General features: G+C 72.6%; 13 protein-coding genes. 7 read left to right on the forward strand and 6 right to left on the reverse strand.

The window, feature by feature from the left end:
• The first annotated feature begins 255 nt into the window (after nucleotides 1–255).
• From ACFV1W_RS21885 to ACFV1W_RS21900, 4 genes are all read left to right on the forward strand, one after another.
• Nucleotides 256–1017, forward strand: coding sequence for a CoA transferase subunit A (locus tag ACFV1W_RS21885; protein ID WP_380418871.1), 762 nt, complete (start codon nucleotides 256–258; stop codon nucleotides 1015–1017).
• 4 nt (nucleotides 1018–1021) lie between these two features.
• Entirely contained in the window at nucleotides 1022–1759 is a 738-nt protein-coding gene (locus ACFV1W_RS21890) for a 3-oxoacid CoA-transferase subunit B (RefSeq protein WP_380418872.1), read from the forward strand.
• Nucleotides 1760–2246: 487 nt separating this feature from the next.
• The gene (locus tag ACFV1W_RS21895) at nucleotides 2247–4526 is read left to right on the forward strand and encodes a glycosyltransferase family 2 protein (RefSeq protein ID WP_380418873.1); all 2280 of its coding nucleotides are present in this window, start codon (nucleotides 2247–2249) and stop codon (nucleotides 4524–4526) included.
• Nucleotides 4527–4633: 107 nt separating this feature from the next.
• Complete coding sequence (locus ACFV1W_RS21900; protein ID WP_380418899.1) at nucleotides 4634–6493, forward strand: galactose oxidase-like domain-containing protein; 1860 nt, start codon at nucleotides 4634–4636, stop codon at nucleotides 6491–6493.
• A 42-nt stretch (nucleotides 6494–6535) separates the two neighbouring features.
• Here the strand turns inward: ACFV1W_RS21900 and ACFV1W_RS21905 are convergent, their stop codons facing one another.
• From ACFV1W_RS21905 to ACFV1W_RS21920, 4 genes are all read right to left on the reverse strand, one after another.
• The gene (locus tag ACFV1W_RS21905; RefSeq protein WP_380418874.1) at nucleotides 6536–7432 is read right to left on the reverse strand and encodes a glycoside hydrolase family 6 protein; all 897 of its coding nucleotides are present in this window, start codon (nucleotides 7430–7432) and stop codon (nucleotides 6536–6538) included.
• Nucleotides 7433–7902: 470 nt separating this feature from the next.
• Nucleotides 7903–8580, reverse strand: coding sequence for a uracil-DNA glycosylase (locus ACFV1W_RS21910; protein ID WP_380418900.1), 678 nt, complete (start codon nucleotides 8578–8580; stop codon nucleotides 7903–7905).
• A gap of 129 nt (nucleotides 8581–8709) precedes the next feature.
• Nucleotides 8710–9960 (reverse strand): low temperature requirement protein A, encoded by a 1251-nt coding sequence (locus tag ACFV1W_RS21915; RefSeq protein ID WP_380418875.1) that lies wholly within the window; start codon nucleotides 9958–9960, stop codon nucleotides 8710–8712.
• 168 nt (nucleotides 9961–10128) lie between these two features.
• Nucleotides 10129–10908 carry an HAD-IIA family hydrolase gene (locus ACFV1W_RS21920; RefSeq protein ID WP_380418876.1) on the reverse strand — a complete coding sequence of 260 codons (780 nt, stop codon included), beginning with the start codon at nucleotides 10906–10908 and terminating at the stop codon, nucleotides 10129–10131.
• A gap of 206 nt (nucleotides 10909–11114) precedes the next feature.
• On the opposite strand from ACFV1W_RS21920, the gene ACFV1W_RS21925 reads away from it, so the two are divergent.
• Nucleotides 11115–12203, forward strand: coding sequence for a Gfo/Idh/MocA family oxidoreductase (locus ACFV1W_RS21925; RefSeq protein ID WP_380418877.1), 1089 nt, complete (start codon nucleotides 11115–11117; stop codon nucleotides 12201–12203).
• A 20-nt stretch (nucleotides 12204–12223) separates the two neighbouring features.
• Here ACFV1W_RS21925 and ACFV1W_RS21930 read toward each other — a convergent pair whose 3' ends face one another.
• Entirely contained in the window at nucleotides 12224–12646 is a 423-nt protein-coding gene (locus tag ACFV1W_RS21930; protein WP_033355086.1) for a type II toxin-antitoxin system VapC family toxin, read from the reverse strand.
• The gene (locus ACFV1W_RS21935; protein WP_030290733.1) at nucleotides 12639–12923 is read right to left on the reverse strand and encodes a type II toxin-antitoxin system Phd/YefM family antitoxin; all 285 of its coding nucleotides are present in this window, start codon (nucleotides 12921–12923) and stop codon (nucleotides 12639–12641) included. The genes ACFV1W_RS21930 and ACFV1W_RS21935 overlap by 8 nt, the downstream gene beginning before the upstream one ends.
• Before the next feature lie 139 nt (nucleotides 12924–13062).
• Between ACFV1W_RS21935 and ACFV1W_RS21940 the strand changes: the two genes are divergently transcribed.
• Together ACFV1W_RS21940 and ACFV1W_RS21945 are read left to right on the forward strand one after the other, a co-directional pair.
• Nucleotides 13063–13356, forward strand: a complete 294-nt coding sequence (locus tag ACFV1W_RS21940; protein ID WP_380418878.1) for a DUF6412 domain-containing protein — start codon at nucleotides 13063–13065, stop codon at nucleotides 13354–13356.
• A gap of 106 nt (nucleotides 13357–13462) precedes the next feature.
• The gene (locus tag ACFV1W_RS21945) at nucleotides 13463–14155 is read left to right on the forward strand and encodes a YidC/Oxa1 family membrane protein insertase (RefSeq protein ID WP_380418879.1); all 693 of its coding nucleotides are present in this window, start codon (nucleotides 13463–13465) and stop codon (nucleotides 14153–14155) included.
• The last annotated feature ends 46 nt before the right edge of the window (nucleotides 14156–14201 follow it).

Raw genomic sequence — 14201 nt, forward strand, 5'->3', positions numbered from 1 at the left:
CATACCGCCCGCCCGACGCCGCGCTCCGGGCGTCCGGATGTGGCCAGCCGACATGGGTTCGCGCCCGTCCATGGCGGTGGCCGCCATGGCTGCGGTGCCACGCGTCCGGCGACGGTGGAAGCGGCGCGGCGACGGGCGGGTCAGGCTTCTGGCCGCCTGGCCGCTTCGCCCGGCCGCAGTTACCGACGCCACGCCACCGCACTCCACACCACCCCACTCCACGCCTTCCCTCCCCCGCCCTCATGAGGTGATCCCTTGGACAAGGTCTTCGACTCCCCCGCCGCCGCAGTCGGCGACATCCCCGACGGCGCGGTGCTGACCGTCGGCGGATTCGGTCTCTGCGGCATTCCGAGCACCCTGATCGACGCCCTGGTGACCGCCGGCACCACCGGCCTGCGCGTGGTGTCCAACAACTGCGGGGTGGACGACTGGGGGCTCGGCCTGTTGCTCCGGGCGGGCCGGATCGCCCGCATGACCTCCTCGTACGTCGGCGAGAACAAGGAGTTCGCCCGGCAGTACCTCGCCGGAGAGCTGGAGGTGGAGCTGACCCCGCAGGGCACGCTGGCCGAGCGGCTGCGGGCCGGCGGCGCCGGCATCCCGGCGTTCTTCACCCCGGCAGGAGTCGGCACCCAGGTCGAGGAGGGCGGGCTGCCCTGGCGATACGCGGCGGACGGCTCGGTGGCGCTGGCCTCACCGCCCAAGGAGGTGAGGGAATTCGGCGGCCGCCGGTACCTGCTGGAGGAGGCGATCACGGCTGACTTCGCACTGGTCAGGGCGGAGCTGGCGGACCGGCACGGCAACTGCGTGTTCCACGCGGCCGCCCGGAACTTCAACCCGCTCTGCGCCGCGGCGGGCCGGATCACCCTGGTCGAGGCGGACCGGATCGTCGAACCGGGTGAGCTTGCCCCGGACGCGGTGCACCTGCCCGGGGTGTACGTCGACCGGGTCGTGGCCGCCGACCCCGAGGACCGCCGCATCGAGCGCCGGACCGTCCGCCCCGCCCTCCAGGAGGTCTGAACCGATGCCCGTCCCCAGCGACACCACCCTCGCGAGCACCCCCACCCATACCCGTACACCCGCTCCCGCCCGCACGAGCACCTCCAGCCACCCGAGCACCCTCACCCCGCTCGACCCCCGCAACGCTCTGGCCGCCCGCGCCGCCCGGGAGTTGCACGACGGGCAGTATGTGAACCTGGGAATCGGCCTGCCCACCATGATCCCCAACCACCTCCCGCCGGGCGTCCAGGTGGTGCTGCACTCGGAGAACGGCATCCTCGGCGTGGGCCCGTACCCGGTGGAGGGCACCGAGCACCCCGACCTGATCAATGCGGGCAAGGAAACGGTGACGGTCGCGCCCGGGGCGTCCTACTTCGACTCCGCCTTCTCCTTCGGCATGGTCCGGTCCGGGCGGATCGACGTCTCGGTGCTCGGTGCGATGCAGGTGTCCGCCAGCGGGGACCTCGCGAACTGGATGATCCCCGGCCGGATGGTCAAGGGCATGGGCGGCGCGATGGACCTGGTGCATGGCGCCCGGCGGCTGATCGTGGTCATGGAGCACACCGCCCGGGACGGCTCGCCGAAGATCGTCCGGGAGCTCTCGCTCCCCGCCACCGGCAGGCGGGTCGTGGACCGGATCGTCACCGACCTGGCCGTCGTCGACGTGACCCCGGAGGGGCTGCGCCTCGTTGAGACGGCCCCGGGCGTCAGCCCCGCCGCGGTGCGGGCGGCCACGGAAGCCCCCCTCCTGCCGCCGCTCTGACCGTGCGCCACCCGGTTTCCGGAATTCCGCCGCATTAGCACCATCACGAGCCAGAGTGGCCGGGAACCGAGCCATCTTCACGCTTGGGCGGCGATCGTTGCGCCGATCTGTTGCCATCGGGGTTAGGCTCCAGGAGAGTTGAGCAAGCCAAGGGTCCCACCGCGTCCGGAGGGGAAGCTGGACAGCGCACCGGGATCCCGCATTCGAAGCCGCCGCGCAGGCCCACAACTGAACCGGTCGCACACACTCCACGTGCCGGGCTCCGCTCATTGGAATCCGCGCACCGGAGTGCGTGTCGGACAGCCCGGAAACTGTGGGACGGTCCGCAGTTCACCGGGCCGCGTTCTGTCCGGACCGCGCTCTGTCCGGCCGGTTGTGCTGGGGTCGCGTCGTGTCCGGGTGGGGTTCGCGGCCGCCCGGTGCGGCTCCGGGGCGAGGCGGTCAACGCCGAGCACAGCACCTCGCAATACTCCGGGGGGAGCACGTCATGACCAAGCCGTCCTCGCGCCGTAGGGACGCCGCACCGGCCCACCAGGGTCAGGGCCACGAGGCCGTGCTGCGCGACGAGCCGGTGCCCGAAGCCCCTTACGACTACGGCCACTTCAGCCGCCTGGCCGGTCCGGCGGTCGATCCGGACGAGGACCGGGACCTCGGCGGCGGTGTCTACGTCGATCGGCCGGGGCCGGGCAGCGTCCGGAAGTCCGCAGGAACGGGCACGGGCACGGGCGCAGGAACGGGCACGGGAACCGGAACGGGCACGGCCACAGGCGCGGAACCGGCCACGCCGTACCGCGTCCAGTACCGCAGCCTGCTGCGCCACGAACCGCACCGGATCCGGGCCGCCCTTCTGCTGGTGGCCGCCCCGCTGGTGGAGGTGGTCCTGCTGGTCTGGCTGCTCCTGCCGGAGCACTGGCCGGAGCGCCCCGACGAGACGAACGTCCTGGTGCTGCTCGGCGACAAGGTGATGATCGGGATCATCGCGGTGGTCGAGGTGTTCCGGCTGGTCAACGTCGTCTCCAACACCCACGCCACCCTGGTGGCCCGCGACCCCATACCGGTGACGCCGGAGCCCGGCACCCGGGTCGCGTTCCTCACCACCTGCGTGCCGGGCAAGGAGCCACCGGAGATGGTCCGGGCCACGCTGGTGGCGGCCCGTGCGGTCCGGCACGAAGGACCGTACGACGTTTGGCTGTTGGACGAGGGAAACGATCCTGCAATGCGGGCCCTGTGCACCGAGCTGGGAGCCCGCCACTTCAGCCGCTCCGGCCGCCCGCACTGGAACCAGCCGAAGGGGCGGTTCCGCGCCGGGACCAAGCACGGCAACTACAACGCCTGGCTCCAGGCCCACGGCGACGACTACGACTTCTGGGTGTCCGTCGACACCGACCACGCCCCGCTGCCCGACTTCTGCGAGCGCATGCTCGGCTACTTCCGCGATCCGGACGTGGCATTCGTGGTCGGCCCCCAGGTGTACGGGAACTACCGCAGCTCCGGTTCGGCCGTCACCAAATTCTCCGAGAGCCAGCAGTACCTCTTCCACGCCCTCATCCAACGCGCCGGAAACCGTTACGGCGCACCGATGTTCGTCGGGACCAACAACGCCGTCAGAATCCGCGCGCTCCAGTCGATCGGCGGGTTGTACGACTCCATCACCGAGGACATGGCCACCGGTCTGGAGTTCCACCGGAGCCGGAACCCGGAGACCGGAGAGCGCTGGAAGTCCGTGTACACCCCGGACGTGCTCGCGGTGGGCGAGGGCCCGTCCTCCTGGACCGACTTCTTCTCCCAGCAACTGCGCTGGAGCCGCGGCACCTACGAGACCCTGTTCACCCAGTACTGGCGGGTGCTCCGACGGCTGTCGCCCGGCCGGATGCTCAACTACTCGCTGATGGTGGGCTTCTACCCGATGGCGGCGCTCACCTGGCTGCTCGGCGGCCTGTCCAGCGTGCTCTACCTGGGCTTCGGCGCCTCCGGCGTCCACGTCTCCTCGGAGATCTGGATGATGCTCTACAGCGACGCCGCCGCGCTCCAACTCCTGCTCTACACCTGGAACCGCAAGCACAACGTGAGCCCGCACGAGCCGGCCGGCTCCTCCGGGATCGCGGGCATGGTGATGTCGGCGGTCTGCGGCCCGGTCTACGCGGCCTCGCTGCTGCAGGCGCTGGTCCGCCGCCGCAACCGCTTCGTGGTGACACCCAAGGGCCGCTCCGCCAGCACCGACCGGATCGGCACCTTCCGCTACCACCTGTTCTGGGCGCTGGTGTTCGGCGGCGCCGTCGCCGCGTCCTTCCACACCGGCTACGACCACGTCGCGATGCGCGCCTGGGCCTGCATCGCCCTGGCCCTGACCGTGCTGCCACTGCTGATCTCGGCCGGCGACGCCGTCCGCCGCCTCCGCACCCGGCCCACCGCCACCCTCACCGTGACCGGCGGCCCGTCGGCCACCCCGAGCGTCGTGCTGGAGAAGCGCCGCCCGCGCCATGCCCGCCCCGCACCGACCACCATCAGCGGCTCCACGACGCACAGCGGCACCCCGGTGCCCGACAGAGCAGCGCCCGGCAGAACAGCGCCCGACTGCGCAGCGCCCGATGCCCCAGCGTCCGGCACCCCCGCACTCGACAGCCGCACCCTCGACAGCCGCACCCTCAACAACCGCACGCTCGACGGCCCCACACTCGACAGCCGCACCCTCGACAGCCCCACCCTCCAGCTCCGCCTGACGCCCGCCCCGCCCGACCACGCCGGGAGCGGCACGCCCACCCACTGAGCCACTCCCGCCCGTCTCCCGAGGGGAGCACCACCGTGAAGATCCACAAAGTCGGCCGCGCCAAGCGCCTCGCCCTCGGCAGCACCGTCGCGCTGACCGTCGCCGGGATGAACGCCCCGGCCGTGCTCGGCTTCGCCAGCTCCCAGTACCACCGGTACGTGATCAACCGCCCCGAGTACAAGGCGCGGTACGGCCACTGGCAGACCCTGGCGCTGCCCGCCGAGTTCCGGGTCAACGCCGTCCACGCGACCCTGCTGCGCACCGGCAAGGTGCTGATCGTCGCCGGTTCCGGCAACGACGAGAAGCAGTTCGGCGCGGGCACCTTCAAGAGCCTGCTCTGGGACCCTGCGAAGAACACCTACAAGCTGATACCCACCCCCGCCGACATGTTCTGCGGCGGCCACACCTCCCTCCCGGACGGCCGGGTACTGGTGGCCGGCGGCACCCAGCGCTACGAGAAGCTGGACGGCGCGGTGAAGAAGGCGGCCGGAGTGATGCGGGTGCGCAACGAGAGCCCGGATCGCGCCCGCACCTTCCCCAAGGGCACCGTCTTCGTCGCCCCCAACGGCCGCGAATACGCCAGCACCGTCGAGGTGACCGTGCCCGCCGCGACCAAGACCGGCTCCGGGAAGCAGACCGTGGTCACCGCCGGTGAGCAGCACGTGTTCGTCGAGGCGCTCGGCGAGGGCCCGGAATACGTGACCAACTCACCTGCGCAGTACCGGATCAAGGGCCTGACCGGCGCCGACGCCCACAACCTGTACGGGCAGAGCGCGAAGCTGACTCTGGACAAGCAGGACTATCAGGGCATCCGCGCCGCCTTCGAGTTCAACCCGGACACCGAGCTCTACGAGCAGGTCACCGACATGGCGCACGCCCGCTGGTACCCGACCCTGACCGGGCTGGGCGACGGCCGGGTGGTCACCGTCTCCGGGCTGGACGACACCGGTCAGATCCTCGACGGCAACGAGAACGAGGTCTACGACCCGAAGACGAAGACCTGGGCCAAGGCCCCCGACCGCTACTTCCCGACCTACCCGTCGATCTTCCTGACAGCCGCCGGCAAGCTCTTCTACTCCGGTTCCAACGCGGGCTACGGCCCCGCCGACAAGGGGCGCGAGCCCGGCGTCTGGGACCTGTCGAACAACTCCTTCCAACCCGTCCCCGGTCTACGCGACCCGGGCCTGACCGAGACCTCCTCCTCGGTGCTGCTGCCGCCCGCGCAGGCGCAGAAGGTCATGGTGCTCGGCGGCGGCGGGGTGGGCGAGTCCCCGCTCTCCACGGCCCGCACCGACATCGTCGACCTGTCCGCCCCCCAACCCGCCTTCACCCCTGGCCCGGACCTGCCGGCCGGCGGCACCCGCTACCTCAACAGCGTGATCCTGCCGGACGACACCGTGTTCACCACCGGCGGCTCCAGCGGCTACCGCGGCCGGGGCGCGAGCGACCTGCTCAAGGCGCAGGTGTACCACCCTGATTCCAACACCTTCACCACCGCCGCCGAGCCCACCGTCGGCCGCGACTACCACTCCGAGGCACTGCTGCTGCCGGACGGCCGGGTCGCCGTGCTCGGCTCCAACCCGCTGTTCGCCGACAGGGCCGAGACCCAGCCCGGCGGATTCGAGCAGCGCATCGAGATCTACACCCCGCCGTACCTGTACCACGGCGACCGCCCGGAGGTGACCGCCGCGCCGCAGTCGGCGAAGCCGGGCACCACCCTGCGGATCGGCACCGCCCGGCCGGACACGGTGACCACCGCCAAGCTGATCCGGCCGAGTTCGGTGACCCATGTGACCGACGTCGAGCAGCGCTCGGTCGCCCTGGACCTCACCGGGCGCACCGCCGACGGAGTCTCGCTCACCCTCCCGGCCAACCCGAACCTGCTGCCGCCCGGCTGGTACATGCTGTTCCTGACGGACGCCGCCGGCACCCCGTCGGTCGCCCGCTGGGTCCAGGTCACCCGGTGAGCACGCGACCGCTCGGCGCACCTCCGCTGAGCACACGACCGCTCAGTGCGCCGCCGCCTGCACCAGCCCGAGCGCGTACGGCAGCCAGAACTGGCCCGCGGGGGGCTCGCCGCGGCCGCACTGGCCGTCCGACTCCCCGGGGTTCTTGATCCACAGGTAGGCGTCGACCCCGGGCCGCCCGGTCTCGGTGGTCGGCGCCTCACCGAGCGCCCGGCCCGGCGGGTTGCACCAGGAGTCGGCGCCCGCCGAGCCGTTGCCGCTGCGGCTGGTGTCGATGACGAAGTGCTTCTCGCCCAGGGCGGCCGAGAGCCGGTTGCCGTACTCGACGTTCCGGTCGGTCGGGTAGAAGTTGGCGACGTTCACCGCGAAGCCGTCGGCCGCGGCGATGCCCGCCTTGCGCAGCGCGGCGGCCAGGTCGTCCGGGTCCTGTGCCCAGCCGGGGTTGCCCGCGTCCAGGTAGACCCGGACGTTCGGGCGCCTCTTCAACTCCTGGACGGCGAAGGCCAGCAGGCCGTACCGCTCGGCGGCCAGGTCGCCCTTGACCCCGCAGCTGTCCAGGGTGTGGGCGACGGCGTCCGGCTCCAACACCACCCAGGCCTTGCGGTCGCCGAGCGACTGGGCGACGCCGCTGATCCAGGAACGGTAGGAGGCGGCGTCCGGGGCGCCGCCTGCCGAGTACTGGCCGCAGTCCCGGTGCGGGATGTCGTACGCGACGAAGACGGCCGTCCGGCCCGCCTCGGTGGCCCGTCGGCTCACCTGGTCGGCGATCTCCCGGGCGCCCTGCTCGCCGAGCCACTGGGAGGACGGCTGGGCGGCGATCCGCAACAGGGTGTCCGCCTCGGCCGACCGGCCCTGGCTGCGCAGCACGCCGACCTGTTGGGCGGCATTGGTCCGGTCGGAGACGTAGAAGGCCTGTCCGGGCAGCTGGTCGAGGACCACCGGCCCGACCGGCGGGCTACCCGCGGGGCTGCCGGCACTCGTCCCGTCACCGCTCGAACCGGAACCGCTCGTCCCGCCGGCGCCACTCGAACCGGCACCGTGCGAACCGTCCGAGTCGCTGCAGCCGGACACCAGCAGCACCACCGCCGCAGCGATCAGCGCGGCCCCTCGGAAAGCCCTGGCGCTCCGAAACGTCCCTGCCCGCCCCACCCCGCGCACGTACCGCCCCTCCGAAGCCCGAAGCCGGCCCCCGCCCCAGGACCGGTCCGGCGACCGGTCCGCACCAGCTAAGCACACCCGCCCCCGCCCGGCGGCAGCCATCGGTGAACGACAAGTGGCCGTGGGTGAACGGGAATCCGACCCCGCTCAGCCACGGCCACCCGAGACCGAACCCGGCCCGGCTCACCCACGGACCGGCACCCCGCGGTCCGGCACCCCAGGCCCGGCACCGGCCCGGCACCGGCCCGGCGTCAGCCCTGCTTCAGGTCCGGCACCCGCCAGTCGATCGGCTCGCCGCCGAAGTCGTCCAGCGCCGTGTTGATCCGCGAGAACGGACGGCTGCCGAAGAACAGCTTGGCGGACAGCGGCGACGGGTGCGCGCCCTGCACGACCACGTGCTTCTCGGTGTCGATCAGCGGCAGCTTCTTCTTGGCGTAGTTGCCCCACAGCACGAAGACCACCGGCTCCTCGCGCGCGCTCACCGCCTTGATCACCGCGTCGGTGAACTTCTCCCAGCCCTTCGCCTTGTGCGAGTTGGCCTCGTGGGCGCGGACCGTGAGCACCGCGTTGAGCAGCAGCACGCCCTGCTCGGCCCAGTGCATCAGGTAGCCGTTGTCGGGGGCGGGGACGCCCAGGTCGGCGTCCAGCTCCTTGAAGATGTTGCGCAGCGAGGGCGGCGTCTTCGTCCCGGGCAGCACCGAGAAGCTCATGCCGTGGGCCTGGCCGTTGTCGTGGTACGGGTCCTGCCCGAGGACGAGCACCCGGACCTTCTCGTACGGAGTGGCCTCCAGCGCCGCGAACTCCTGACCGCTCGGCGGGAACACCTCGTGCTGCGCGCGCTCGGCCGCCACGAAGGCCGCCAGCTCCGCGAAGTACGGCTTCTCCGTCTCGGCGCCCAGCACCTCGCGCCAGGACTCGGGCAGCTCCAGCCCGCCGCCCGCGCCGGCCTCGACCACGCCCGCCTCGACCGTGTCCGTCACGACATCTACCTCCCACACCGCGGCTGCTGCGCCGCCCGCCCTCTTACACCCCGAACGCTACACAGCCCCACCGACAACTCACTCCACGGGAGCCGACGAGGGATCCGCAGCAGGCCCCGACGGGACCGGACCGGGAACAGGGGAAGACGCAGGGCCGGAAGCAGGCGCAGGGACAGGCGCGGGGGCAGGGGCAGGGGCGCCCGCCGCCCGCGCCACCCGCAGGTACTCCACCCCGTTGAGCACCACCAGCAGCACCGCCAGCACCCCCAGCACCACCAGCGCCGGCAGCCGCACCATCGCGGGCAGCAGCCCCAGCACCACCACCGCCGCGGCGATCCGGGTCGTGGACACCCGCCGGAACATCATCCAGCGGGTGTACCCGAAGGTCAGCAGGTACAGCCCGCACCCGCCGTACAGCAGCGCCACCGATCCGGTGCCGAGCGCCCGCCACGGGTCCGCAACCGTCTCCTCGAAGCCGACCGCCACCCCGATCACCCCGGCGGCGAGCGCCAGGTGCCCGTACTGGAAGATCCGCCGGACCACGTCCCGCCGCGAGTCGGCGACCTCCACGGCGTGCCGCATGGCGTCCGCCGCGAACACGAAGTACTGCCACCACAGGCCGGCCGAGATGGTGAAGGCGGCTGCCACGGCGACCAGTTCGGCCACGTCCAGCCGGGCCGCGGCGGCCGAGCCGCCGATCCCGACGATCGACTCCCCGATCGCCACCAGCAGGAACAGCGCGAACCGCTCGGGCATGTGCGACGGGTGGTAGGCCACGTCCGCTAGCCGCCGCCGGAACACCAACGGCGCGGACAGGTCGCAGAGCGCGGCCAACGCCCACAGCGCCAGCCGCGGGCCGCCCGGCAGCAGCCCGCCGACCAGCAGCAGCGGCCCGCTGACCAGCACCCCGGTCCCGTACGGACCGCGCCAGACGCCCGGGACGCGCACCAGCAGGAGCACCAGCACCACCCGGGCCAGCCAGTACGCGGCGCCGAGCAGCACGCCCCGGCGGCCGTACGCGCCGGGGATCGCGAGCGCCATGAACAGGCCGGTCAGCCCGACCAGCAGGATGCCGAGGCGGTCGCGCAGGTTGTCCACGTCCCGGATGTTGGCCTGCACGGTGGTGCCGACCCAGCACCAGTAGACCGGCACGAAGACCACCAGTGCCCGGGCCAGTCCGGTGAGGTCGTGCTGGTGGTGCAGCAGCCCGGAGACCTGGGTGATCGCGAACACGAAGACCAGGTCGAAGTAGAGCTCCGCCCAGGTGACCCGCTTCTCCCCGGCCCCTGCCGCTTCCCTCGTCGCTTCCCTCGACGCTTCCCTCGACACTTCCCTCGTCGCTTGACCCGCCGTCTCCCCCGCCCCCGTTCCTGCCGTTCCCGCCGCTGCCCCCGTCGCACTCATCCGCGCCCTGCCTCCCCGCCCTGCGGCACATCCACGAGACGAGCCCCGCCCCGGCGCTCGGCCGGGACGGGGCTCACGACTGCACCGCAGAGGCTAGACCAGCTCGACCAGGTCCGCGATCGACTTGACCACCCGGGACGGCCGGTACGGGAAGCGCTCCACGTCCGCGGCGGAGGTCAGCCCGGTGAGCACCAGGACGGTCTCCATGCCGGCCTCCATGCCCGCGACGATGTCGGTGTCCATCCGGTCGCCGATCATCACCGCGGTCTCCGAGTGGGCGCCGGCGGTGTTCAGCGCCTCGCGCATCATCAGCGGGTTGGGCTTGCCGACGAAGTACGGCTCGACGCCGGTGGCCTTGGTGATCAGGGCAGCGACCGAGCCGGTGGCCGGCAGCACGCCCTCGGTGGAGGGGCCGGTCTCGTCCGGGTTGGTGCAGATGAACCGGGCGCCCTGGTTGATCAGGCGGATCGCCTTGGTGAGCGCCTCGAAGGAGTAGGTGCGGGTCTCGCCGAGGACCACGTAGTCCGGGTTGTTGTCGGTCAGGACGTACCCGGCCTGGTACAGCGCGGTGGTGAGGCCGGCCTCGCCGATCACGTACGCGGTGCCGTTCGGCCGCTGGCCCGCCAGGAACTTGGCGGTGGCCAGGGCGGAGGTCCAGATGCACTCCTCGGGCACCTCCAGGCCCATCCCGGCCAGTCGGGCGCTGAGGTCGCGCGGGGTGTAGATGGAGTTGTTGGTGAGGACGAGGAAGGGCTTGCCGGACTCCCGCAGCCTGCGCAGGAACTCCTCCGCGCCGGGGATCGGCGTGCCCTCGTGGATGAGGACACCGTCCATGTCGGTCAGCCAGGACTCGATGGGCTTGCGGTCTGCCACGTGCGTGTCTCCCGAAGTGTTGCAACGTCTTGCGTGGGGCCCTGACCCGGCACAGCCTAATCCGCGCAGGTGACCGGGGACAGAACGTCCCGCTGGGCGGGATGCGGCGACCCGGCGACGCCCCGGCAACGGCCGTGGAGCAACCGTGGAGCGGCCGTCCGACCGGATTCGGGAGCAACCGGGCGCCTCGTGATTGAGTAGGCGCCATGAACCCGCAGACCCCCCGCGCCCCGCACGACCGCCCGCTGCGCGTCGGCCTGATCGGCTACGGCCTGGCCGGCTCCGCCTTCCACGCCCCGCTCATCGCCACCACCCCGGGGCTGCGGCTGGACGCCGTGGTCACCGCCAATCCGGAGCGCCGCGAGCAGCTGCGGCAGGAGCACCCCGGTGCCCGCGCGGTCGACAGCCCCGAGCAGCTGCTCGCCGACCCGGACGCGCTGGACCTGGTCGTCATCGCCTCGCCCAACCGCACCCACGCCCCGCTGGCCCGCGCCGCTCTGCGGGCCGGCCTGGCCACCGTCGTGGACAAGCCGCTGGCCGGCACCGCCGCCGAGGCACTGGAGCTGTGCCGGCTCGCCGAGGAGCGGGGCACCCTGCTCTCGGTGTTCCAGAACCGGCGCTGGGACGGCGACTTCCTCACCGCGAGCCGGCTGGTGCGCGGCGGGGCGCTCGGCCGGGTGCACCGCTTCGAGTCCCGCTTCGAGCGCTTCCGTCCCAAGCCCAAGCCGGGCTGGCGCGAACTGGCCGACCCGGCCGAGGTCGGCGGCACCCTGTACGACCTGGGCAGCCACCTGGTCGACCAGGCGCTCACCCTGTTCGGACCGGTCGAGACGGTGTACGCGGAGATCGACGTGCGCCGCGACGGCGCGGTGGTGGACGACGACGCCTTCCTCGCCCTGACCCACGCCTCCGGCACCCGCTCGCACCTGTGGACCAGCGCCATCACCCCGCTGACCGGCCCCCGGCTGCGGGTACTCGGCGACACCGCCGGGTACGTCAAGCACGGCATGGACCCGCAGGAGGACGAGCTGCGGTCCGGCCACCGCCCGAACGACAGCCACCCGTGGGGCGCCGACCTGCCCGAGCACTACGGCACCCTGGGCACCGACGAGTCCGCGATCTCCCTGCCCACCGACCCGGGCGACTACCCCGCCTACTACGCCGGCATCGCCGCCGCCCTGGCCGTTCCCGGCACCCCGCCCCCGGTCGACCCGCGCGACGCGGTGGCCACCCTCACCGTCCTGGAGGCGGCCCGCACCTCGGCGGCCACCGGGACGGCGGTCCGGCTGGACTGACGGCCGGCCGTCACGGGGGCTCACAATCCGATGACCTCCACCGCCGAGCCGAGGCCCCGGAAGTCCGCCACGTTGCGGGTGTACAGCGGCAGCCCGTGGGCGGAGGCGACGGCGGCGATCATCAGGTCGATCCGGCGGGGGCGCGGCTGGCGTCCGGCGGCGATCGTCAGGGTGACGAGGGTCCCGTAACGGGCGGCGGCGGCCGCGTCGAAGGGCAGCGGGTCGAAGTCGGCCATCGCCGCGCCCAGCACCTCCAGCCGGGCCGCCCGGCTGACCGGGTCGCGGGCCATCGAGACGCCCTGTTGGAGCTCCGCGAAGGTGATCGCGGTCAGTTCCGGCACGGCGGGCAGGTCGGCGGGGTTCAGCAGTGCCAGGTCGATGTAGACGCAGGTGTCCAGCACCCCGGCGGGCCGCCGGCGGGGGGCTCTCCGGCGCTCAGCCACGCCGCCGCTCGAACGGGTCGTCGCCCTCGTCCCCCACCAGTTCCTCGGGCCCGAAGTACTCCTCGGCCTCCTTGCGCATCTCCTGGTAGTCCACCCGCGGCAGCTTCACGTGCCGCGCCACCAGTTCCTCCGCCGTGAGCCGTCGGCGTCCGGACACCGGCCGCAGCTCAGCGACCTCGACCCCGTTCCTGGTGATGTGGAAGGTCTCCCCGGCCTCCACCGCGTCCATCACCGCGGCGGAGTTGTTCCGGAACTCCCGCTGGGTAATCGTCTTCATGGATCCACGGTAGCCCCGCGTAGCACCGGTGGCTACGCTTCGCGCGAGCATCCGCCGCTCCGCCGAGGGAACCCGGCGCACCGTACGATCGTCCTGCTGTACGACCGGGAGCCTGGAGACATCGAGAGGGGCGTGTGCCGTGGGCGTCGTGGCGTTCCTGCTCGGCCTGCTCCGGATGGTGACCGGACAGCTGGTGACCGACGGCGGCGCGCTCACGTCCGTGGCCGCCGTGGCGGCCGTGGCCCTGGTGGCCGGTGCGGTCGCGGGCGCCCTGGCCGGGGCGCGGCTGTTGGGGGCACGGGCCCCCGCGGCGGTGCGCAGCGGAGTACTGCGGCGCCGGGCCTTCCGCACGGCGTTCCTCCCGCAGCGTGATCCGGACGCCCGGGGCAGGCGACGCCCCAGGGCGCCGGGAGCGGCCCCGGCGGCCGCGTAACCCCTCATCGCCCCCATCGCCTCATCAGCCCCGTCGCCGTGGGGTCCTTCGCGGCCGTCCTCCGCCGATCACTCATGTCCCGAGACCCCGGAGGGCTCGCTCCACCATGTCCGTTCTGTCTGTTCTCGACCCGGCCGTCACCGTCGCCCACGCCGTGGTCTCCGCGATCGCCCACGTGCTGCCGACCGCGCTGGCGATCGTCCTGTTCGTCCTCGCCGTACGCCTGTGCCTGCACCCGCTGGCGCGGGCGGCGGCGCGCGGGGAGAAGGCCCGTTCGAAGCTGGCGCCGAAGGTCGCCGAACTGAACGAGAAGCACCGGAACAATCCGGAGAAGGCGCGCGAGGCGCTGGCGGAGCTGTACCGGAAGGAGCAGGTCTCGCCGTTCGCGGGCTGCCTGCCGATGCTGGTCCAGATCCCGTTCTTCTCGGTGATGTACCGGTTGTTCACCACCCCGAACGACCTGCTGGACCACACCCTGTTCGGGGTTCCGCTGGGCCTGCGCGTCGGGGACGCGCACGGCGCCGGGCAGTTCGCGGTGTTCGGCCTGCTGTACGCCGGGCTGGCGGCGGTCGGGTACGTCAACTACCGCCGGGCCCGGCGTGCGGCGGCGGCGCAGACCACTCCGCAGCCCGGGGCGGCGCTGCTGCCGTACCTGTCCTTCGTCTCGGTGCTGTTCGCGATGCTGGTGCCGGTGGCCGCCGGGCTCTACCTGCTGACCACGAGCGTGTGGTCGGCCTCGGAGCGGGCCTGGCTGTACCGGGGTGCGAACCAGGCCCCGACGGCGGCGCTGGCGCTGTGAGGCCGGGGGCGTGTCCGGCGGTTCCCGCCGGGCGCGGACCGTCGGA

It is taken from the genome of Kitasatospora sp. NPDC059648 (assembly GCF_042734825.1).
Lineage (GTDB): Bacteria > Actinomycetota > Actinomycetes > Streptomycetales > Streptomycetaceae > Kitasatospora.